The sequence below is a fragment of the Sphingobium sp. RSMS genome, assembly GCF_005406185.4.
GTDB lineage: Bacteria > Pseudomonadota > Alphaproteobacteria > Sphingomonadales > Sphingomonadaceae > Sphingobium > Sphingobium fuliginis.
Map to the genome: position 1 here is coordinate 337,453 of NZ_CM191257.1, position 20,387 is coordinate 357,839.

Here is a 20,387-nt window from a genome sequence, read left to right on the forward strand (position 1 = left end):
CGCAGATGATAATAGGTCGCAATAGGAATTCAGGCGCTGTTGCGAATCTTTTGCGTTTGGCCGCGGGCAAGGCTGCGCCACAGCCACTCCGCCGGGCCAAGGGCGAATCGGCGTTGCCAGAGGGGCGACCAGATCAGCATCGTCGCCCATGCCGCGATCACGAACAGCGGCAGCCTGTGGTGCGGAACCTGGCCGAACAGTCCCAGTCCCCAGCCATAGAAGATCCCGCACATGATGAGGCTGCTGCCCAGATAGTTGCTGAGCGCCAGTCGGCCGACGGCCGCGATGCGCCCGGTCAACGATGCGGCAGGGTGGCGCGTGAACAGCCACAGGACCAGGGCCGCCCACCCGACGGCAAGCGGGATGCGGAAGGGGAAGGACCAGGCCAATACCGATCCCAATGCCGTGAGCGGAGCGAACCGGCTGGAAACGATCCACGCCGCCAGCGCCGCCATCGGAATCAGCCCGATCAGGAAGCAGTGCCGCGCCGTCCGCCAATATTGCTCCGCCTCCCATCGGCCGGTGAGGAAACCGCCCTTCAACATCGCCATGCCCAGCAGCATGAACCCCAGCGTATCGAATGCGACGAATGGCAGGGTCGTGAGCCACTGTCCGCCGAACAGGGCGACATGATGGAGGAGGATGCCGCCATAGCCGCCGCGATAGACCCTATATTCGCTGCTGATGGCCGCGTGGTCCGGATCGGAAAGCGAAGCGACGAAATCGGCGAAACCCGCACTGACATGGCCGGGAGCATCGGGTGCGGCGGCGGCATGGCCCCAGGCATAGAGCGTGCCGATGAAGCCTGCGCAGATCAGGAAATGCGCCAGGAAGAAGAAAAAGGCCCATTTGACGAGCGCCAGCGGCTCCCTGCGCGCGAATGGCAGCGCCGCTAGCCCGACCAGCGCATAGATCATCAATATGTCGCCCCACCACAGCAGCAGGTAATGGGCGAGGCCGAAGACGAACAGCCAGCCGGCCCGGATCATCTGCGCCCGTCGTCCGTCGCGTCCGGCCATTTCCTCCCGGTCGATCAGCAGCAGCATCGACGCGCCGAACAGCATGGAGAACAGCGCCCGCATCTTGCCGTCCACCAACAGGAAGCTGACGGTCCAGAAGGCGATGTCTCCTGTCGACAGCGGCCCCGCCGCCGCGGGGTTGAAATAGGCCTGTTCGGGCAGCGCGAAGGCCGCGATGTTCATCCAGAGGATTCCCATGACCGCGCAGCCGCGCAGAACGTCCATGGCGGGAATCCGGGTGGAAAGGGCGGTCATCGGTCGGCGGTCCTTGAAAGACTGGAAAAGAGAGTGCGGCTCTGCCAATGCGACTAGCCATGAACGGCCACCGCAAGCAACGAATAAGCGACGCTTTCGGCGCGGCTGCGGGGCATTATGACGATCATGCCGGGCCGCAGCGGCTGGCCGCCGCGCTGGTGGCCGATCTTGCGCAGCGGCAGAGGCCCGGCGGGGTCGGCCGGATATTGGAGATCGGCTGCGGCACGGGCTTTCTGACGCGCGACATCCAGGCGCGCTGGCCGGGCGCCGAACTGGTGGTGACGGATCTGTCGCCGGACATGCTGGCCCGCGCCGCCACGGGCGGACTGGTTGCGGGCACTTTCCTGGCGATGGATGGGGAAGCGCCGATCTTCGAGGGCGAATGGTTCGACCTCATTCTTTCCAGCCTGGCCTTTCAATGGTTCGACGATCTGGAAAGCGCGATCGCACGGTTGGCGGGATTGCTGCGCCCGGGGGGCAGCCTGCTTTTCTCGACCATGGGGCAGGGCAGCTTCGCCCGATGGCGTTCGGCGCATCAGGCCGCCGGATTGAGGCCGGGCATTCCCGATTATCCTTCGCTACCCGCATTGCGGTCCATGCTGGCGCCCTATGAGGACGCCTTCGCCTTCGATGAGGAATATGCCCTGCCATGCGGCGGCGCAAAGGGTTTGATCGCCCATCTCAAGGGCATCGGCGCCGTGGTGCCAAGCGAGGGGAGAAAGCCGCTTCCTCCCCGCGACCTGCGCCGAGTCATGGCGGCCTTCGAGGAGGACGGCGGCGATGACGTCTATCAGATATTGTTCGGCCGGGTGACGCGCGCCGGTTAGAGCGTTTTCCAAGCGGATAGGATCATCGGCTGCTCCAGATACGGGGGCCTTCCGCCCTCAAGGACGCTTCCAGCGCCCTGAGCATCGGCGCTTCCCGCAGCCCCGCCGCTCGCGCGCCATAGAGAAGTCCGACATTCCTCCGCTCACCGAAATCCTTGAGCGCGACCCGCGCCATGCCCGGCCAGCGGTAGCTTTCGGGCATGACCGTTATGCCCAGCCCCGCCGCGACCATCTGCATCACGCGCTCGTCATTGGTCGAGCGCAAGGCGAAATGCGGGCGGACGCCGCGATCGACGAAATAGCGGCTGGTGGCGGAGAGCGCCTCGCAATGGCGGCGCACGATCATCGTTTCGGAGGCGAGTTCTTCGGCAGCCACCACGGCTCTCCCGGCCAGCGGATGGCCGGCGGCCATGGCGATGCCATAGCCTTCCTCTATAACCGATTGCGTCAGGAAGCGGTCCGCGCCCGGCCTGATCAGGGTGAGCGCCACGTCGATCCGCTCCGCGTCCAGGCGCCCCAGCAATTCCCGCTCGCTGCCGGGGATGATCTCGATCCTGCCTTCCTTGGCCATGGCGTGGTCTGCAACGGCGCGGGCGACCAGCTCGCCTGCTATGCTCAGCAGCACGCCGATGCGCAGCACCGGGGCCTGCTCCGCCTTTGCCCCCGCCAGTTCCGCCAGGTTGAATTCGCGCTCGATCCGCCGGGCATGGGTCAGCAGGCGGGCTCCGGCTTCGGTCAGTTCGACCCGCTGGTTGCTGCGCAGGAAAAGCGGAGCGCCCACCGCCTGTTCCAGCTTGGAGATGCCCACGGACAAAGTCGGCTGCGACACCAGGCAGTGCGCGGCCGCGCGGGAGAAATTGCCATGGTCCACGACAGCGAGGAAATAGCGGAGCAAATAGCGTTCGATCATAGACAGAAACTATACACTATCCTGCGCCGTTTCAATTTTTCCTGGCGGTTGTTGAACGATAGGATGCGCGGCAAGGAGAGCTTGCCATGACTGATTTCGACTTCGCGCTGGGTGAAAATGCGGAGATGATCCGCGAGACGACCGCCCGTTTCGCCGCCGACCGCATCGCGCCTCTGGCCGCGGAAATCGACGCCAGGGATTGGTTCCCGCGCGACCTGTGGCCGGAAATGGGCGCGCTGGGCCTGCACGGCGTCACCGTGGAGGAAGCCGATGGCGGCCTTGGCCTCGGCTATCTGGAGCATGTGGTTGCGCAGGAGGAGGTGGCGCGGGCTTCCGCCTCCATAGGCCTCAGCTATGGCGCGCATTCCAATCTCTGCGTCAACCAGATCCGCCGCTGGGCCACGCCGGAGCAGAAGGCGCGCTATCTGCCCAAGCTGATCTCCGGCGAGCATGTCGGATCGCTCGCCATGTCGGAGGCGGGGGCGGGGTCGGACGTCGTCTCGATGAAGCTGCGCGCGGAGAAACGCGGCGACCGCTATGTCCTCAACGGCACCAAATTCTGGATCACCAACGCCACTTATGCCGACACGCTTGTCGTCTATGCCAAGACCGGCGAAGGGTCGCGCGGCATCACCGCGTTCCTGATCGAGAAGGATTTCAAGGGCTTCTCCATCGGGCAGAAGATCGACAAGGTGGGCATGCGCGGATCGCCCACCGCCGAACTGGTCTTCGACGATTGCGAAGTGCCGGAGGAAAACATCATGGGCCCGCTCAACGGCGGCGTCGGCGTGCTGATGTCGGGCCTCGACTATGAGCGGGCGGTGCTGTCGGGCATCCAGCTCGGCATCATGCAGGCCTGTCTCGACGTGGTGCTGCCCTATGTGCGGGAGCGCAAGCAGTTCGGCCAGCCCATCGGCGCGTTCCAGCTCATGCAGGCCAAGGTCGCGGACATGTATGTCGCGCTCAATTCGGCGCGGGCCTATGTCTATGCCGTGGCGCAGGCCTGCGACCGGGGCAGGACAACCCGCTTCGACGCGGCGGGCGCGATCCTGCTGGCCAGCGAGAATGCGATGAAGGTCTCGCTCGAAGCCGTGCAGGCGCTGGGTGGGGCCGGCTATACGAAGGACTGGCCGGTCGAGCGCTACATGCGCGACGCCAAGCTGCTCGACATCGGGGCTGGGACGAACGAAATCCGCCGCATGCTGATCGGTCGCGAACTGATCGGCGTGTGAATGTGCCCCTGCCGTCCGAACTGGGCTCCTGCCTCCGCAAGAGCGGGCAACTCTCTCATGACCGCCCCACGAACAGGAAGCCCACCGCCGCCATGATGCAGAGGAAAGCGGCCAGATGGCGCCAGTGCAGCGGCTCGCCCAGCACCGTCACCATGAATCCGCCGAAGATCAGCAGCGCAATGGCCTCCTGCGCGATCTTGAGCTGGCCCGCGCTCCACCCATGGGCAAAGCCGATGCGGTTGGCGGGCACGGCGAAGCAATATTCGATGAAGGCAATGCCCCAACTGATCAGGATGACGGCGAAGAGGGGCTTATTCATCCCGCCTTTCAGGTGCCAATACCAGGCGGTGGTCATGAACAGGTTGGATAAGGTGAGGAGCAGGATGGTAGGCATGGATGACCCCGGATATGCAACCGCAGGGCAGGGGAGCGCAAGAGCATGAGTGCGCCTGTTCTCGATACGAAGCTCTCGGCGGAGAGCGATGCCTTCCGCGCCAACGCCGCGCATAACCGGGCGCTGCGCGACGAACTGCACGCGAAAGTCGCGCAGGCCGCGCTCGGCGGCAGCGAGGCGGCGCGGGCCAAGCATGTGGCGCGCGGCAAGCTGCTGCCCCGCGACCGGGTGGAGCGGTTGCTCGATCCGGGCAGTCCGTTTCTGGAGATCGGCCAGCTCACCGCCAATGACATGTATCATGGCGAAGTGCCCGGCGCGGGCATGATCGCGGGGATCGGCCGGGTGTCGGGACGGCAGGTGATGATCGCCTGCAACGACGCCACGGTGAAGGGCGGCACCTATTATCCGCTGACCGTGAAGAAGCATCTCCGCGCGCAGGAGATCGCGATGGAGAACCGGCTCCCCTGCGTCTATCTGGTCGACAGCGGCGGCGCGAACCTGCCCAATCAGGCGGAGGTCTTTCCCGACCGCGAGCATTTCGGGCGCATCTTCTACAATCAGGCGCAGATGTCGGCGCGGGGCATCCCGCAGATCGCCTGCGTCATGGGAAGCTGCACCGCGGGCGGCGCCTATGTGCCCGCCATGTCGGACGAGACGGTGATCGTGCGCAACCAGGGCACGATCTTCCTCGCCGGCCCGCCGCTGGTGCAGGCCGCGACGGGCGAGGTCATTTCCGCCGAAGACCTCGGCGGCGCGGAAGTGCATGGCCGCCGCTCCGGCGTGGTCGATCATGTGGCGGAGAATGACGAACATGCGCTGACCATCGTGCGGGACATCGTCTCGACGTTGCAACCGGCGCCGGAGATCGACCTCAACCTGCGCGAGCCGAAAGCGCCGAAATACGACCCGGCGGAATTGTACGGCATCATCCCGCAAGATGTCCGCGCCCCCTATGACGTGCGCGAAGTGATCGCCCGCATCGTCGACGGCAGCGAATTTCACGAGTTCAAATCGCTCTACGGCACCACGCTCGTCTGCGGTTTCGCCCATATCTGGGGCATGCCGGTCGCGATCCTCGCGAACAACGGCGTGTTGTTCAGCGAGAGCGCGCAGAAGGGCGCGCATTTCATCGAATTGGCCTGTCAGCGGCGCATTCCGCTGCTGTTCCTCCAGAATATCTCCGGCTTCATGGTCGGCGGCAAATATGAGGCGGAGGGGATCGCCAAACATGGCGCGAAGCTGGTGACGGCGGTGGCGACCGCCAGCGTGCCCAAGATCACCGTGCTGATCGGCGGCAGCTTCGGCGCGGGCAATTACGGCATGTGCGGGCGGGCTTATGGGCCCCGCTTCCTCTTCACCTGGCCCAACAGCCGCATCTCCGTGATGGGCGGCGAGCAGGCGGCGAGCGTGCTGGCGACCGTCCACCGCGACGCCGCGAAATGGACGCCTGACGAGGCGGAAGCCTTCAAGGCCCCGATCCGCCAGAAATATGAGGATGAGGGCAACCCCTATCACGCGACAGCGCGTTTGTGGGACGACGGCGTGATCGACCCCGCCCAGACCCGTGACGTGCTGGGCCTGGCCTTCGCGGCCACGCTCAACGCCCCGGTCGAGGAGGCGCCCCGCTTCGGGGTGTTCCGCATGTGAGGGGGCGGAACGAAATACCTCCCCGGAACGGGGAGGGGGACCAGCCAAAGGCTGGTGGAGGGGTGTTCTCGGCAACGACTGAAGCCATCCGCATGGCACGCAAGGAACGCCGCAGCGGCAATCTGCCGGAAGTCGTCCTGTGGCGCGCCCTGAAGGCACGCCCCGGCGGTTTCAAATTCCGCCGCCAGCATCCGATAGACCGCTACAGTCTCGACTTTGCCTGTCTGTCGGCACGACTGGCTATCGAAGTCGACGGCGAAGTCCATTCACGCGGCCATCGGCCCGCCCGCGATCAGGACCGGGATGCTGCATTGGAACGGCTGGGCTTTCACGTCCTGCGCATTCCCGCCCGCGATGTCCTCCAGAATCTGGACAATGTCGTTAAGGCGATCACAGCCGCCTGTGTTGCGCGCCAGCCCCTCCACCAGCCTGCGGCTGGTCCCCCTCCCCATATTGGGGAGGTATTTGGGAGTCTCTCATGATCCAATCCCTGCTCATAGCCAATCGCGGCGAAATCGCCTGCCGCATCATCCGCACCGCTCGGCGTCTCGGCATCCGCACCGTTGCGGTTTATTCCGACGCTGACGCCAAGGCTCTCCACGTCCGCGAAGCCGATGAAGCCGTGCATATAGGTCCATCCCCGGCGCGCGAATCCTATCTGATCGGTGATCGCATCATTGCCGCCGCCCAGGCGACCGGCGCCGAAGCGATCCACCCCGGCTACGGCTTCCTCTCGGAAAACGCCGCCTTCGCGCAGGCCGTCATCGACGCGGGCCTCATCTGGGTCGGTCCCAATCCCTCCAGCATCACCGCGATGGGCCTGAAGGACGCCGCCAAGACGCTGATGGCCGACGCGGGCGTGCCCGTCACCCCCGGCTATCTGGGCGAGGACCAGAGCGCAGAGCGCCTGCAATCCGAAGCCGATGCCATCGGCTATCCCGTGCTCATCAAGGCGGTCGCGGGTGGCGGCGGCAAGGGCATGCGGCGCGTCGAAGCGGCGGCGGATTTTGCCGACGCGCTGCTTTCCTGCCAGCGGGAAGCGGCGTCCTCCTTCGGCAACGACCAGGTGCTGATCGAAAAATATATCCTCTCGCCCCGCCATATCGAAGTGCAGGTGTTCGGGGACAGCCACGGTCAGGTCGTGCACCTGTTCGAACGCGACTGCTCGCTCCAGCGCCGCCACCAGAAGGTGATCGAGGAAGCCCCCGCACCCGGCATGGACGCCGCCACCCGCGAAGCCATTTGCGGCGCTGCGGTCCGGGCGGCGCAGGCGGTGGATTATGTCGGCGCGGGCACGATCGAGTTCATCGCCGACGCCAGCGAAGGCCTGCGCGCCGACCGCATCTGGTTCATGGAGATGAACACGCGCCTTCAGGTCGAGCATCCGGTGACGGAGGAGATTACCGGCGTCGATCTGGTCGAATGGCAACTCCGCGTGGCGAGCGGCGAAAAGCTGCCGAAAAAGCAGGAGGAGCTGTCGATCAACGGCCATGCCATCGAGGCGCGGCTCTATGCCGAAGACCCTGCCAAAGGCTTCCTGCCCAGCCCCGGCAAGATCGACCGGCTGCTGTTCGACAACCGCGCCCGCGTGGAAACGGGCGTGGAGGAAGGCGATACCGTCAGTTCCTTCTACGACCCGATGATCGCCAAGGTCATCTGCCATGGCGAGGATCGGGAGGAAGCGCGGGGCGGCCTGATCCGCTGGCTCGACAGCAGTTTTGTCGGGTCGCTGCACACCAACAAGCCGTTTTTGCACGCTTGCCTTTCCATGGCCGATTTTGCCGAGGGTCGCCTCGACACCGGCCTGATCGAGCGGCAGGGAGAGGCGCTGACAAGGATCGATGGCCCCTCGGACCGAGTCCTTGCGGCGGCGGGCGAGCGATTCCGCAGGGACTGGCTCGCCCGGAGCGATCGGGACGATCGGTCCTTTCGCGACGGTTTGTTCGGTTTCCGCCTCAACGGACAGTCGAAGACCAAGGTCGACCTGTTCGTGGACAGCCGCCATGTCGTAGTGGAAGCGCAGTCGGACGATCTGCGCACCGGTCTCTGCTCCGACATGGAGCGCGACGGCACGATCATCGTCACCGAAGCCGGGCAAAGCTGGTTCTTCAGTCAGACCCCGCCCGTCAAGGCAGGCGGCGGCGCCGCATCCGACGGCGCGATCCTCTCCCCCATGCCGGGCCGCATCATCGCCGTCGGCGTGGCGCAGGGCGACAAGGTCGCCAAGGGCCAGAAGCTGGTCACGCTGGAGGCGATGAAGATGGAGCATAGCCTGACAGCGCCCTTCGACGGCGTAGTGGTGGAACTGGACGCGTCCGAAGGCGGCCAGGTCAGCGAAGGCGCGCTGCTGGTGCTGGTTGAGCGGGAGGAGGGCTGATGGCGGGCCGCTATTATGACGAATGGCGGATTGGCGACCGGATAACCCATGACATCCGCCGGACGGTGACGGAAACCGACAATCTCCTCTTCTCGACCATGACCCACAATCCCCAGCCGCTGCATCTGGACGCCGAAGCCGCGAAAGCCTCGGAGTTCGGCCAGATCCTCGTCAACGGCACTTTCACCTTCGCGCTGATGGTGGGCCTGTCGGTGGGCGACACGACGCTGGGCACGCTGGTCGCCAATCTGGGCTATGACAAGCTCGTCATGCCCAAGCCCGTCTTCATCGGCGACACGATGCGGGCGGACAGCGAAGTGACGGACCTCAAGGAAAGCCGTTCCCGCCCCGAAGCGGGGATCGTGACATTCACCCATCGGCTCTATAACCAGCGGGACGAAATCGTCTGCCAATGCCTGCGCATGGCGCTGCTGAAGAAGAGGCCCGCATGAAGCTCCGTTCGCTGCTTTTCGTACCCGCCGACCGCCCCGAACGCTTCGCCAAGGCGGCGGCCAGCGGCGCCGACGCCATCATCCTGGATCTGGAGGATTCGGTCGCCCCGGAACGCAAGGCCCTTGGGCGGGAGGCGATTGCGGAATGGCTGGCCTCGCCCCGCGACTGCGTGGCCTTCGTCCGGGTGAACCCGCTGGACGGCGACCACACCCGCGCCGACCTGGCCACGGTGCTGCCTGCCTCGCCGGACGGGATCATGCTGCCCAAGGCGGAAGGCGCGGCCGGCATCCAGGCGCTGATCGCCCTGGCGGACGGCGCGAATGTGCCGCCGATCCTGCCCATCGCGACCGAAACGCCCGCTGCCATCTTCGAACTGGGCACGTTCCGGCAGGTCCGCGAAAAGCTCGCTGGCCTGACCTGGGGGGCGGAGGATCTGCCCGCCTCGGTGGGCGCCTCGACCTCCCGCGAGGAGGACGGCCGCTACACCGCGCCCTTCGAACTGGCGCGCAGCCTGACGCTGTTCGCCGCCCATGCAGCAGGCGTGCCAGCCATCGACACGGTCTTCCCCCGGATCGAGGCGATGGACGATCTCAAGGCCTATATAGGAAGGGCGCGTCGCGATGGCTTCACCGGCATGATGGCGATCCATCCGGTACAGGTCGCCGCCATCAATGATGGCTTTACCCCCAGCGAGACCGAAATCGCCCGGGCGAGGGCGGTGATCGACGCCTTCGCCGCCAATCCGGGTGCAGGGGTGCTGAAACTGGACGGCAAGATGATCGACCGTCCGCATCTGGTCCAGGCGCAGCGGGTACTGGCCGCCGCCGAATGAAGAAGGGGCCCGGCCGGCGGCCGGACCCTCCCATTTTTTACCGGTAACGGCCCTTTTCGAAGGTCGAACCGCTTGCGCCGCTGAACCTGTCGCTCGCATCGTCGTCCTGCGATCCGAACAGGGCCTGCTGCTCCCGTTCGGTGCGCCATGCGGTCTGCGCCTGTTCCGCCGTCTTTTCCAGCGTCACCTTCTGCGCGTCCACCGACCTGATCCAGGATGACGGGATCGAATGATGCACGCCGCCGGATTCCTGATCGCTCTTGGTCAGGATGATGCGGTCGCCGCGCAGCTTGTCGACCGTGCCGACATGCTCGCCGTCGCTGCCGACGACTTCCATATGCTCGCGGACCTGCTGGACCGCCTGGCGCTGCTCGCCGCGGCGGTTCCGCCAGCTGCCGAACTCATTGTTGAAGCGTTCGCGATTCTCCCGCTGATATTCGGCATAGTCGCGGTCCAGCTCGTCGATCCGTTGCTGACGCCAGGCATAGTAATTGGCGTCGTGATGCTCGCCATAATCATGGTTGGGGCCATAGGCGCGCACCCGATAGCCATGATCCTCGCTGCCGAAGCCGCTGCGTTCGCCGGCAAAGGGCGCATAGCCGCGATTGGGCAGGTAACGCGCCGAATTGGAGGCAGAGGCATAGCCGATCCGGCTGCTCTGGTCCCGCGGATCGCCATAGGGCCGGTTGTAATAATCGTCATATTCGCGGCGACGCTCCGCCTCTTCGTCACCGAACCAGCTCCGGATTTCGTCGCCCGCGCGGTCGAAGAAGCCCCGTTCTTCCGGATCATAATCTTCGGGCGGGCGCCGGTTGCCCGATCCGCCATATCCCGATCCCGATCCGCCGAACTGGCCGCGCGTGCCATATCGATAGCTGCGGTCGTCCCGCCAGTCGCGCCGCGCACGGTAACGGTCGGAATCGCGGTCCCAGTCCGTCCAGTTACGATCGCCGTCACCATAGCGACGTCCGCCTTGGTAACCCATTGTCCGTCTCCTTGTCTGCTTTTTGCACGACGTCCTTTCGGAAGCGTCGTCACCGCACCAATGAGCATGCGGCCGCATCGTTCCGGGCGTTACGCAGGAGTAATGTTCCGCCTTGGCCCCGACAGAGCGGCTGCGCTGCGCGGTTCCGGGCCTGTTCGCGGCCGTCGCATTTTGCGCAAAAAGACCGTTGCATGGGCGCAATCGCTCGCTTATAGGCAGCGCTCCTTTACGGGGCCGTAGCTCAGCTGGGAGAGCGCGTCGTTCGCAATGACGAGGTCAGGGGTTCGATCCCCCTCGGCTCCACCAATCCCTTCGGGATTGACTGGAAGGGACTTTACCGCCGGCGATTTCAATGCCTATGGCGGTTTCATGACAGATATGCTTTCCGAAGGCCGCGCCGCTGCGACGGTGGTCATCCTGCGCGACCGCCCGGATGCCGCCGCGGAAATCCTGATGATGGAACGGGCGTCCAGCATGGCCTTCGCCGCGGGCGCGCTGGTCTTTCCCGGTGGCGCGGTGGATGCGGGCGATCATGCTCTTGCAGCGAAGATCGCTGGTGGCCTGCCTCTGGACGAGGCGGCGGCGCGGATCGCCGCCATCCGGGAGACGCTGGAGGAAAGCGGTCTCGCCATTGCCTTCACATCCCCGCTGGCGGCCGATCGGATCGCGGCCATGCGGCAGGCGCTGGGGGCAGGAGCCGGGCTTGGCGACATCCTCAGCGATCATGGGCTGGAAATCGCGCTCGATCGGCTGCTGCCCTTTGCCCGCTGGCACCCCGCGCGCCTGGAGCAGGCGCAACGGGTGTTCGATACCCGCTTCTACATCGCTGAGGCGCCGGAAGGACAGGCCGCGAGCGTCGATGCCACCGAAAATGTGCAACTGTTCTGGAGCAGCGCAGCGGAAACGCTGGCCCGATGCGACCGGGGCGAGGGGCAGATCATCTTTCCGACGCGGCGCAATCTGGAGCGGCTCGCCCAATTCGGCCGCTTCGATGATCTGGCGGCGCATGCCCTGTCGATCCCGGTCGAGAAGGTGACGCCCTGGTTCGAGGAGAGAAATGGGGAACCGCATCTCTGCATTCCCGATCATCTCGGTTATCCGGTGACGTCGGAACCAATGGGGACGGTCCGGCGTGCTTGAGGCATGCGCCGAATCCACCTCTTCCTGCGCCGCCTTGTCCATGTCGCGGCGGTTCTGAGCCTTTGCCTGATCGGCTATGCCTATGTCAGCCGCCGGCCCCAGAATATCCCCTGGACTCGGCTTGATCTTTCCCAGCCGGTCGGCCTCTTCACCGGCCGCAAGCTTGCCTCGCTGACCGGCCGTCCTGCCGAGTGCCGCGCCCTGCTGGATCGGGCGGGCGTTGCCTATTCCCGCATGAAGCCGGGGGGCGAGGGCCAGTGCGCCTATGCCGACGCCGTGCGGCTGACTCCGGTCAAGGACGCCATCGCATGGGAACCGGCGGCGGTCGCGCCATCCTGTCCGGTTGCGGCGGCGCTCAAGCTCTGGGAATGGCAGGTGGTCCAGCCCGCCGCCCAGCGCCATTTCGGCCGCGCGGTTCGGAAGGTCACGCATTTCGGCGCTTATAGCTGCCGCCGTCTCTATGGACGCAGCGCAGGGGATTTCAGCGAGCATGCCACGGCCGACGCCATTGATGTGGCCGGTTTCATCCTGACGGACGGACACCGGATCGGGGTTGCGGCGGACTGGAAGGGAGGGGGAAAGGACGCGGATTTTCTGCATGAGGTTCGTGACGGCGCCTGCGGGTTGTTTTCGACCGTCCTTTCGCCCGACTATAATGCCGCACATCGCGATCATCTGCATCTCGATCAGGCGGAACGCGGCGCCTGGGGCGGGCGGGCCTGCCGATGAGGGCCTAGAGCCAATCGACATTCAGATGATGACGAGCCGAAAATGGTGTTTTTCCGTGCCCCGGAGCGCAGCCTACTCAAAGTAGGTGAGCACCGGAAGCACGGAAAAGTGTCATTTGCAGGCCGTCAGGGCTGAATGTCGATTGGCTCTAGCCCAATATCGCCCTCGAACAGGGAGCATGAAGGGTCTATGATCCATGCGCCTGTCAGACAGGGGAGGACATCATGCCGCAATTCGTGATCGAACGGGACATGCCCGGCGTCGGCCAATTATCGGGCGAGCAGCTCAAGGGCGCGTCGCAGGGCTCCTGCAATGTGCTGCGCCAGCTGGGCCCGGATATTCAATGGGTTCACAGCTATGTCACCGATGACAAGATCTATTGCGTCTATCGTGCGCCCAGCGAGGAATTGATCCGCCAGCATGCGGACATGGCGGGATTCCCGGCCAACAGCATCGCCCAGATACGCGCGACGATCGATCCGACGACAGCGGACTGAATTTGTCCGGGGCGACGGGGTGCGCTGCGAGGCGCGCATGCTCTTTGACGGCAGCGGGCGATGGCAGAATTATCGCCAGGCTTCGAAGGCCTATTGCCGCAGTCTTTCGATCGCCTGCGCCAGCGCGACATAGAGCTTGCCCATGTCCGATGAAAGGATCGCAACGCCCAGCGCATTGCCGTCGCGGGCCGACAGGATGATCCGCAGCATCGATTCGAAATCGTGGATGTAGCGGTTCACATGCTCCTGAAATTCAGGATCATTGTCGTAATGCAGGGCGATTTCGCGGGATTCGCCCGCGTCCAGCAGCTTGACCGCGCGGCGGGTGAAGACGCCGCGATCCCCCTTCAGATAGGCTGACCAGGCCGAGTCCGTGACATCGTTGGAGAGTATCTTCGACACGTCGATCGCCGTGCTGTTGAGCGATTCGATGATCAGCGCCGACCGTCGGGCGAAATGGTCGCGGTCGCGGTCCTCGGCGGCGCGCTCAGCTTCCTCTATCCGCGCTTCCACGCTGGCGCTGGTGTCCGCGATGGTCAGGAGCTGGCGGGTCAGGCGGTCGGATGCCTGATGCGCGGCCTTCACCGCTTCCTCCGCCACCCTGGCGACCATTTCGATCTGGGCCGTGACCTTTTCGTCGATGGCGCGCTGCATCGCCTGCTCGCTGGCGTCGGCAAGCGCCTCCGCCGCTTCGGGAATGGCGCGGCTGAGCGCCTGGCGGGCGCGCTCGGCCGCCTGATCGGCGGTATCCTTGACGCGGAGCAGGGCGGTGACGAGCAGCGGTCCCGCGCCTTCGGTGATGCGCGTCGCGTCCTGATGCGCGTTGTCGAGCGCGCTGCGCAGCTTCTCCACCAGTTCGCGATTGGCATCGACGCCGCTTTGCGTGCTTTCCAGCCATTCGGTCAGGCGGCGTCCCTGGCCGCGCAGCAATTCCTCGGCCTCCTGCGTGCGCCCGAGCAACGCCTCCGAAATGGCCTCCAGCCGTTCGATCTCCGGCGCGGCGCTGTCGAGCAGGGTGCGGCTGGTCTCGATCCGGCCGTTGAAGCGCTGGAGCGCGGCAGGAAAGGTTTCGTCGAGTTCGCGCACGCTGGAATCAAGCGCGACCATCAGCGTTTCCGCACTGCCGATCAGCTTTTCGGCGGTCAGGCCGCCAGCCCCCAGGGCGGCATCGATGCGCTGCGTTTCGGCGGTCAGGCGCGACAGCGCTTCGGTCAACCGCTCATTGCGGGCGAGGGCTGACTGTTCCATCGCCGCAAAGCGCGACTGCGCGGAATCGACCGCATCGTCCAGGCTGCTTTGCAGGCCCGATACAAGCGTGCGCTGGCCTTCGACCAGATCGTTGATCTGGTGCAGGCGGTTTTCGATCTCGCCCACATGATCCGCTATACTGGTGACGGTCTCATCCCCGATGGCGGCGATGCTGTCGCGCGACCGGGCGATGAGCGCCTCCAGCGCCGCGCCATGGCGGGCGATGCCGTCGTCGGTCAGCCTGATGCCTTCATGGGTCTGCGCAATCGCCGCTTCCACCCGCCGGCGCAGTTCGGCCTCCACGGTTTCGGCGTCGCGCGCCAGGGTGGAGAGGGCGGATTGGCTGGTGGCGGCAATGCCAGCCTGCGCACCCTCGATCAGCGCCTTCAGCGACGCGGCCTGCGCGGTCAGATTGGCGTCGACCGCCGCCATGGTTTCCTGCGCGCGCCCATGGGTGGTTTCCAGACGGTGCAGCACGTCGATCTCGACGCGGTTCAATTCCTGCGTCAGCAGGGCGATGACCGACTGGGTGGTCTCTGCTATTTCCGACTTGGTGCGATCGGTAAGGCCGGTCAGCACGATCGACTTCTGCTCGATGTCGAGCCAGCTCTCTTCCATCGCCTTGCGCGCGCTCAGGGTCGTCGCCTCGATCCGGCCCGAAGCGACATCGGCCATGCCGGTCACTTCCTGCGTGGCCGAGCGCGTGGCTTCCTGAAGCTCGATAAGCTGGCTCGAAAGGCTCTTGGTTGCTGAAAGCGTGCGGCTGCGGGCATCGTCCGACAACTCGCCCAATGCATGCAGCCGAGCCTCCAACATGTCGATGCGTTCCGACAGGGCGTGGCCGTTGTCGATGATCTGCGCGGACATGCGCGTCGCGCGATCCTCCAGCTCCGGGATGGAGGCGACCAGCGCTTCCATCCGCTGGACGAGCGCCAGCCCGGCGCGCTCGGCGGACTCGGCGCGTTCGGCGGTGCTGTTGGCGCGGCTTGCGATCAGTTCGGCCGACGCCTCCATATTGCTGCTGGCGGCGGCGCCATAGCTGTCAAGCAGTTCCGCCTGATCCTGCATGCTCTGGCGTGCGGTTTCCAACTGGCCGGCGATTCGGGCGACGCGCAGCTCCAGCAGTTCCGCCTCGGTCCTGAGCGCGCGGGCGGTGTCGAGATAGCGGCGGGCTTCGCTGCGGCTGTTCCGCAGCAGCAGCAGATAACAGACGCCGAGCAGGATGAGCGGGACCAGGATGGTCGCGACCAGCCCCGGCCACGCCGCGGGCCCGGCGCGCCATTGTCCGGAGGACAGCGTCGCCCAACCGGCAAAGCCGATCCAGCCAAGGCCGGCGGCGGGGAATGCCCATGTCGCGGCGCGCATCCCATGCTCGCCGCTTTCCGCAGGCACGCCCTCATCCTCCAAGCCAAGAACGGCCTGTTTCAAAAGCAAGGCGTCGTCTGCCTGCGCCGTATCATCGGTCGCTGCGTCCTTGTCCCGCCAGAATTCGACGATTGTGCTGCCCCCATTCATGCGTCCTATCCTAGCAGCTTTTGCGCGCACGAAAATGCCCTGTTACCAAAACTTAACGCAAGCCAGATAGCGTTGACCCCATGTCCTATGATCCAGGCGCCCTGAATGCCGCTCTTGCCGCCGCTGTCGGTGACGACAGACCGTTGATCGAGGATCTGCGCGTCGCCTTCATGGAAAGCGCGGAGCGGCAGGTCGATCTGCTGGGGCGGTCGCGATGCGATGCGAACTGGCAGCTTGCCGCCTGGCGGCTGAAGGGGCTGGCGGCCAGTTTCGGCCTCACCGGCCTGATGGCGATGGCCGATGAAGCGGCCGACGCGGCGCCGGGCGATCCACGCATATTGCGGCGCTTGCGTGCCGCGCTTGACGATCTTGCGCAGCGTTGAGGCGTGAGGCTGCTTGCGTGATTGCCTCCGCCTTGTAACAAGGTGGGCTGAACAACGATCGGGTCGGTTTCAACACGCATGACTTTTGCGGCTATTCTCAGCGCGAGCCGGGCCGGCGGCGATTCGGCCGGGTCGCTGCGCGCCAGCCTGCATTTCGCCGGGCAGACGCTGGTCGAATATCAGGCGCGGCAGGCGGTGCGCGCGGGCGCCGACCGGGTGATGATCCTGGTCAGCGTCATCACGCCCGCTTTGTCGCAGGCCGTCGACCGGCTGTCGGCGGACGGCATCGCCGTCGCGCTGGTCCGCGACATGGTTTCGATGGTGCGCGATGCGCCCCGCGACGCGGACACGCTGCTCGTCGCGGACGGGGCGATCATCGGACAGGGTTATTTCGAGGCGATGGCCGCTCAGCAGGGCGATGCGCTGCTGGTGGCGGACGACAGCCGGGCCAGCGCGCCGTTCGAACGGATCGATGCCGGACAGCGCTGGGCCGGCCTGGTCCGGGTCAGTCCGGACCTGCTGTTCAACACGCTCGACATGATCGGGGACTGGGATCTGGCGTTGACCCTCGTGCGGGGCGCTGTTCAGGCCGGCGCACGCCGGATCACCGTGCCGCAGGACGACCTGATGGAAGGGCGCGTCGCGCTGGTGGAGACGCAGGAGCAGGCGGACCTGGCCGCTCAGGCGGTGCTTTCCGGCGGGCCGCGGCTTCGGCGCGTCAGGGGCGCGGCCGAACAATATCTGCTGGGCCCGGCCGCCCGGTTGATCAGCCCGGCGCTCATGCGCATGCAGGTTCCGGCGCTGCAGGTGCGGATCGCCGCCATGGCGCTGGGTGCGATTGCGCTGGTGCCGATCGAACTGCTGTGGACAGGGACGGGCTTCTGCCTGCTGCTGCTGTCGCTGTTGCTGGCGGAAACCGCGGATCGGCTGGACGAGATGGCGCTGCGGCCGTTGCCCATGGGCTGGATGGCCTTTATCGCGCCGGCCTTCGCGCTTGGCGGGATCGCGCTCGCGGGCGGAGGAACGACGGCGGCCTATCTGGCGCTGATGCTGGCGATCATCCAGATGGCGGATCGCTGGCAGAAAACCGGGCCGTTGCGGCCGTGGATGATCTTTACGCCCGCCAGCGCGCTCATTCCCCTGCTGCTGGCGTCGCTGGCCGGGGCGCTGGGGCCGATGTTCGACCTGACGACGCTGTGCGCCATCGGGTCGCTTGGAACGATGATCCTGCTCCGCCGGAATTGAGCGATTTTGCTCGTTACGGTTTAGTGCATTTTAACGACGTGCCATTATGCTGGCCGGCATGAGCGCCTTTTCGTCCCTGATCGGACCGACCCGGGCGGACTGCTGGCCGATGGCGCAAGTCATGGCGGGCATGTCCGCCGTGCCTGTCGGCCATGCCATTGATCTGGCGTTTTTCTTTCCTGACGACGGGCGGGAGCGGCACGACGCTCTGGTGGCGGAGACCCGGCGGCATCTTGGCGGATGCCTGACCGCAATGGAGATCGGATTGCGTCTGGCGCTGGAGGATAGGCCGGAAATCGCGGCGGCGTTGGCGCAATGGCCGCAACCCGTTTGCTGGCCGACGCTGCGCGCACAGCCGACCCTGTTGGGGCCGGCGCTGCTCGCCCATATGCAGATGCGGGGCGGGATCAGCCTCATGCTGCGCCAGTTCGGCGGGCCCGATGGCGGTTCGGGCAGCGAATCGGAGGCGGAGTCGCTCTTTCCCGCCGACGATCCCGCCTTGGGCGAAGCGCTTGCCGCGCTGATGCTGGCGGAAGGGCGCTGGCTGATGACCGCGGCGGAGGATCAGCCGATGCAGCCCGATCTGCCGGCCGGCTTCTTTGCGGAACTGCTGTGGACGGCGGCCGCCTGCCTGGCCGCGATCGTCCAGCGGAGCGGCCTGATCGAAGCGGAAGCGGTGGTGCCGCTGGTCGAAGCCGCGGCGCAACGCCAACTGATCCGGCATGACGAGGCGCAAGGGCCCATCGCGGCGGCGGACAGGCTGGTCCGTCAATTGGGCGAGCGCGCCGATGCGCCCGAACTGATGGCCGCCGCGTTGCAGCACAGGCATTTCCTGCTGTTCGCCGCGCTCGCCGGGCGCCGGTTGCGGATGGAGAGCGCGCAGGTCGCGGACATCCTGGTCATGGGTCCGGTGGGGCAGGTTGCCGCTCTGTGCCGGGCGCTCGGGGGATTGGACAGCGACTACCGGCAATTGTTGCTGGCATTGCGGCCGGTGCGGCCTTCCTTGTCCGATGCGACCATCGTCGGGGAAGCCATGCGCTATCAGGAATTGAGCGTAACGCAGGCCGACGCGACGGTGGGCACCCTGCGCGCGCCTGCGGCGCTGCGGGCCAAGCTGGATCATCTGCGGCGGATCGCCGGTTGATGAACATGCCCGCGCATCCCGCCATCATCCGGGCGACGGTTGCTGCGGATGGCCGGCTGCTGAGTGCGGATGCACCCGTGCTGGCCCTTCAGCAGGAGGCGGGCGGCGATCTCGGCAGCGCGCTGGCGGTCCCGCAATTGGCGGCGATGGCGCGGCTGGCGGCGCATCTGGGCATTGCCCTGTCCCGCCCGGTCGTGGCCGCGGCGGAGCGTGGTGACATCGACATGTGGGTGCGTGCCAAGCCCGAGGCCGAACGGGTGCAGCTTTCCATCATCGACTGGCATGAGCGGCAGGCGGTCGCGGCGCCGCTGGATCTGGCGCGGCGAGAGACCGACATCGCTGCCCTGTCCGACGGCTGGACGTGGCAGATCGACACCCAGTTGCGCTTCCAGATGGTGCATGAGGGGTTGGGCGGCGAGGGCGCATTGCCATCCGCCCCGCCTTTGCCGGGCAGCCGCTTCACGAGCTATTTCGAATTGCGCCCGGATGCCGAAGGCGACCTGGCGATCCTGCGCGGCTTCGCGCAGCGGCGCGCCTTTCGCGATCAGGTGGCGGGATTGACGAGCGATCCGGCGCAGCGCTTCATGCTGTCGGGCTTTCCGATGTTCGATCTCGCGGGTCAGTTGGTGGGTTATCGCGGCAAGGCTTTGCCCGTCGACCGCGCGGTGACGGCGCCGCTCGCCACGCCGGAACCGCTGCCATTCTATCCCGCCGAGTTCGGGAAGAGGCTGGACCGATCTTTGCGACGGCCTTTGGGACGGATCATCGCCAATGCGGATTCGATCGGCGCGCAATTGGAGGGGCCGTTGCGGCCGGACTATCTGGGCTATGCCAGCGACATTTCGGCGGCGGGGCGTCATCTGATGGCGCTGATCGACGATCTGGCGGACCTGCAGGCGATCGACCGGCCGGGTTTCAGCGTGACCGCGGAAGAGATCGATCTGGCCGATGTCGGGCGGCGGGCCGCCGGGCTGTTCCTCGTAAAGGCGCAGGATCGGGGGATCAGCATCCTCGCCCCTGCGCTGACGGTCGCGGAGCCGGCGATCGGTGAATTTCGCCGCGCCTTGCAGATCCTGATGAACCTTGTCGGCAACGCCGTGCGCTATGCGCCCGAAGGGTCTGCTGTTCGGATAGAGACAGGCCGGTCGGACGGCGAGGCCTGGATCGCGGTGCTGGACCAGGGCGATGGCATAGCCGCCGACAGCAGGGAGCGCATCTTCGACAAGTTCGAGCGACTGGGCCGCAGCGACGCGGGCGGCAGCGGCCTTGGCCTCTACATTTCGCGGCGTCTGGCGCGCGCCATGGGCGGCGACATCCGTATCGACGACGCGCCCGAAGGCGGGGCGCGGTTCACGCTGCTGCTGCCGGCTTTGGGCGTATAGCGGAATCGATATTCGGTCTGGGCAAACCGTGCACCCGCCAAGGAGTAGCACGGATCAGACGGGGCAATGATCCCCTGAAGCCGGGACCGGGTTCCCGCCTGTGCGGGATCATGGGGCGCTCCCTGTCAGCAAACGGCCAACTCCCCGCCAAAACAAAAGCGGCGCCCAAACGG

The 20,387-nt window shown here is 66.0% G+C and carries 19 protein-coding genes and 1 tRNA gene; 15 read left to right on the forward strand and 5 right to left on the reverse strand.

The features are described 5' to 3' along the window. Positions 1-29: 29 nt before the first annotated feature. Positions 30-1,274: a DUF418 domain-containing protein gene (locus EGM87_RS01575; protein ID WP_137709238.1), complete on the reverse strand. Its 1,245-nt coding sequence runs from the start codon at positions 1,272-1,274 to the stop codon at positions 30-32. Between the two features lie 59 nt (positions 1,275-1,333). Here EGM87_RS01575 and EGM87_RS01580 point away from each other — a divergent pair, with 59 nt between their 5' ends. Continuing rightward, positions 1,334-2,101, forward strand: a complete 768-nt coding sequence (locus tag EGM87_RS01580; protein WP_025547886.1) for a methyltransferase domain-containing protein — start codon at positions 1,334-1,336, stop codon at positions 2,099-2,101. A gap of 22 nt (positions 2,102-2,123) precedes the next feature. Here EGM87_RS01580 and EGM87_RS01585 read toward each other — a convergent pair whose 3' ends face one another. After that, a complete protein-coding gene (locus EGM87_RS01585) occupies positions 2,124-3,011 on the reverse strand; it encodes a LysR family transcriptional regulator (RefSeq protein WP_137709237.1) in 888 nt (295 codons plus the stop codon). Positions 3,012-3,097: 86 nt separating this feature from the next. Between EGM87_RS01585 and EGM87_RS01590 the strand changes: the two genes are divergently transcribed. Continuing rightward, a complete protein-coding gene (locus EGM87_RS01590; protein WP_025549294.1) occupies positions 3,098-4,243 on the forward strand; it encodes an isovaleryl-CoA dehydrogenase in 1,146 nt (381 codons plus the stop codon). 55 nt (positions 4,244-4,298) lie between these two features. Here the strand turns inward: EGM87_RS01590 and EGM87_RS01595 are convergent, their stop codons facing one another. Continuing rightward, on the reverse strand, positions 4,299-4,637 hold the full coding sequence (locus EGM87_RS01595; protein ID WP_137709236.1) for a DMT family protein: 339 nt from the start codon (positions 4,635-4,637) through the stop codon (positions 4,299-4,301). Between the two features lie 45 nt (positions 4,638-4,682). On the opposite strand from EGM87_RS01595, the gene EGM87_RS01600 reads away from it, so the two are divergent. The 5 genes from EGM87_RS01600 to EGM87_RS01620 all read left to right on the forward strand — a co-directional run bounded on the left by EGM87_RS01600 (position 4,683) and on the right by EGM87_RS01620 (position 9,946). Continuing rightward, positions 4,683-6,284: a carboxyl transferase domain-containing protein gene (locus EGM87_RS01600; protein ID WP_137709235.1), complete on the forward strand. Its 1,602-nt coding sequence runs from the start codon at positions 4,683-4,685 to the stop codon at positions 6,282-6,284. A 92-nt stretch (positions 6,285-6,376) separates the two neighbouring features. After that, positions 6,377-6,766, forward strand: a complete 390-nt coding sequence (locus EGM87_RS01605; protein ID WP_137709234.1) for an endonuclease domain-containing protein — start codon at positions 6,377-6,379, stop codon at positions 6,764-6,766. Continuing rightward, complete coding sequence (locus EGM87_RS01610) at positions 6,763-8,661, forward strand: acetyl/propionyl/methylcrotonyl-CoA carboxylase subunit alpha (protein WP_137709233.1); 1,899 nt, start codon at positions 6,763-6,765, stop codon at positions 8,659-8,661. Before EGM87_RS01605 ends, EGM87_RS01610 begins: the two co-directional genes overlap by 4 nt. Beyond that, positions 8,661-9,113, forward strand: a complete 453-nt coding sequence (locus tag EGM87_RS01615) for a MaoC family dehydratase (protein ID WP_137709232.1) — start codon at positions 8,661-8,663, stop codon at positions 9,111-9,113. The genes EGM87_RS01610 and EGM87_RS01615 overlap by 1 nt, the downstream gene beginning before the upstream one ends. Further along, the gene (locus EGM87_RS01620; RefSeq protein ID WP_137709231.1) at positions 9,110-9,946 is read left to right on the forward strand and encodes an HpcH/HpaI aldolase/citrate lyase family protein; all 837 of its coding nucleotides are present in this window, start codon (positions 9,110-9,112) and stop codon (positions 9,944-9,946) included. Before EGM87_RS01615 ends, EGM87_RS01620 begins: the two co-directional genes overlap by 4 nt. Positions 9,947-9,983: 37 nt before the next feature. Here EGM87_RS01620 and EGM87_RS01625 read toward each other — a convergent pair whose 3' ends face one another. Beyond that, complete coding sequence (locus tag EGM87_RS01625; protein ID WP_044661815.1) at positions 9,984-10,931, reverse strand: DUF2171 domain-containing protein; 948 nt, start codon at positions 10,929-10,931, stop codon at positions 9,984-9,986. 230 nt (positions 10,932-11,161) lie between these two features. Between EGM87_RS01625 and EGM87_RS01630 the strand changes: the two genes are divergently transcribed. From EGM87_RS01630 to EGM87_RS01645, 4 genes are all read left to right on the forward strand, one after another. Further along, positions 11,162-11,237 (forward strand) — tRNA-Ala (locus EGM87_RS01630). Between the two features lie 63 nt (positions 11,238-11,300). Beyond that, on the forward strand, positions 11,301-12,071 hold the full coding sequence (locus EGM87_RS01635; protein ID WP_410483103.1) for an NUDIX hydrolase: 771 nt from the start codon (positions 11,301-11,303) through the stop codon (positions 12,069-12,071). Positions 12,072-12,074: 3 nt separating this feature from the next. Further along, positions 12,075-12,800, forward strand: coding sequence for an extensin-like domain-containing protein (locus EGM87_RS01640; RefSeq protein ID WP_137709230.1), 726 nt, complete (start codon positions 12,075-12,077; stop codon positions 12,798-12,800). 224 nt (positions 12,801-13,024) lie between these two features. Further along, positions 13,025-13,297, forward strand: a complete 273-nt coding sequence (locus EGM87_RS01645) for a DUF4242 domain-containing protein (RefSeq protein ID WP_137709229.1) — start codon at positions 13,025-13,027, stop codon at positions 13,295-13,297. A 90-nt stretch (positions 13,298-13,387) separates the two neighbouring features. Here the strand turns inward: EGM87_RS01645 and EGM87_RS01650 are convergent, their stop codons facing one another. Continuing rightward, positions 13,388-16,060, reverse strand: coding sequence for a coiled-coil domain-containing protein (locus EGM87_RS01650; protein WP_171009975.1), 2,673 nt, complete (start codon positions 16,058-16,060; stop codon positions 13,388-13,390). A gap of 80 nt (positions 16,061-16,140) precedes the next feature. Here EGM87_RS01650 and EGM87_RS01655 point away from each other — a divergent pair, with 80 nt between their 5' ends. The 4 genes from EGM87_RS01655 (at position 16,141) to EGM87_RS01670 (ending at position 20,214) form a co-directional block, all read left to right on the forward strand. Continuing rightward, positions 16,141-16,443: a hypothetical protein gene (locus EGM87_RS01655; RefSeq protein WP_025549274.1), complete on the forward strand. Its 303-nt coding sequence runs from the start codon at positions 16,141-16,143 to the stop codon at positions 16,441-16,443. A gap of 78 nt (positions 16,444-16,521) precedes the next feature. Further along, a complete protein-coding gene (locus tag EGM87_RS01660) occupies positions 16,522-17,688 on the forward strand; it encodes a hypothetical protein (protein WP_044661818.1) in 1,167 nt (388 codons plus the stop codon). A 46-nt stretch (positions 17,689-17,734) separates the two neighbouring features. Beyond that, complete coding sequence (locus EGM87_RS01665; RefSeq protein ID WP_137709228.1) at positions 17,735-18,832, forward strand: DUF2336 domain-containing protein; 1,098 nt, start codon at positions 17,735-17,737, stop codon at positions 18,830-18,832. Beyond that, positions 18,832-20,214 (forward strand): sensor histidine kinase, encoded by a 1,383-nt coding sequence (locus EGM87_RS01670; RefSeq protein WP_137709227.1) that lies wholly within the window; start codon positions 18,832-18,834, stop codon positions 20,212-20,214. The genes EGM87_RS01665 and EGM87_RS01670 overlap by 1 nt, the downstream gene beginning before the upstream one ends. Positions 20,215-20,387 lie beyond the last annotated feature (173 nt).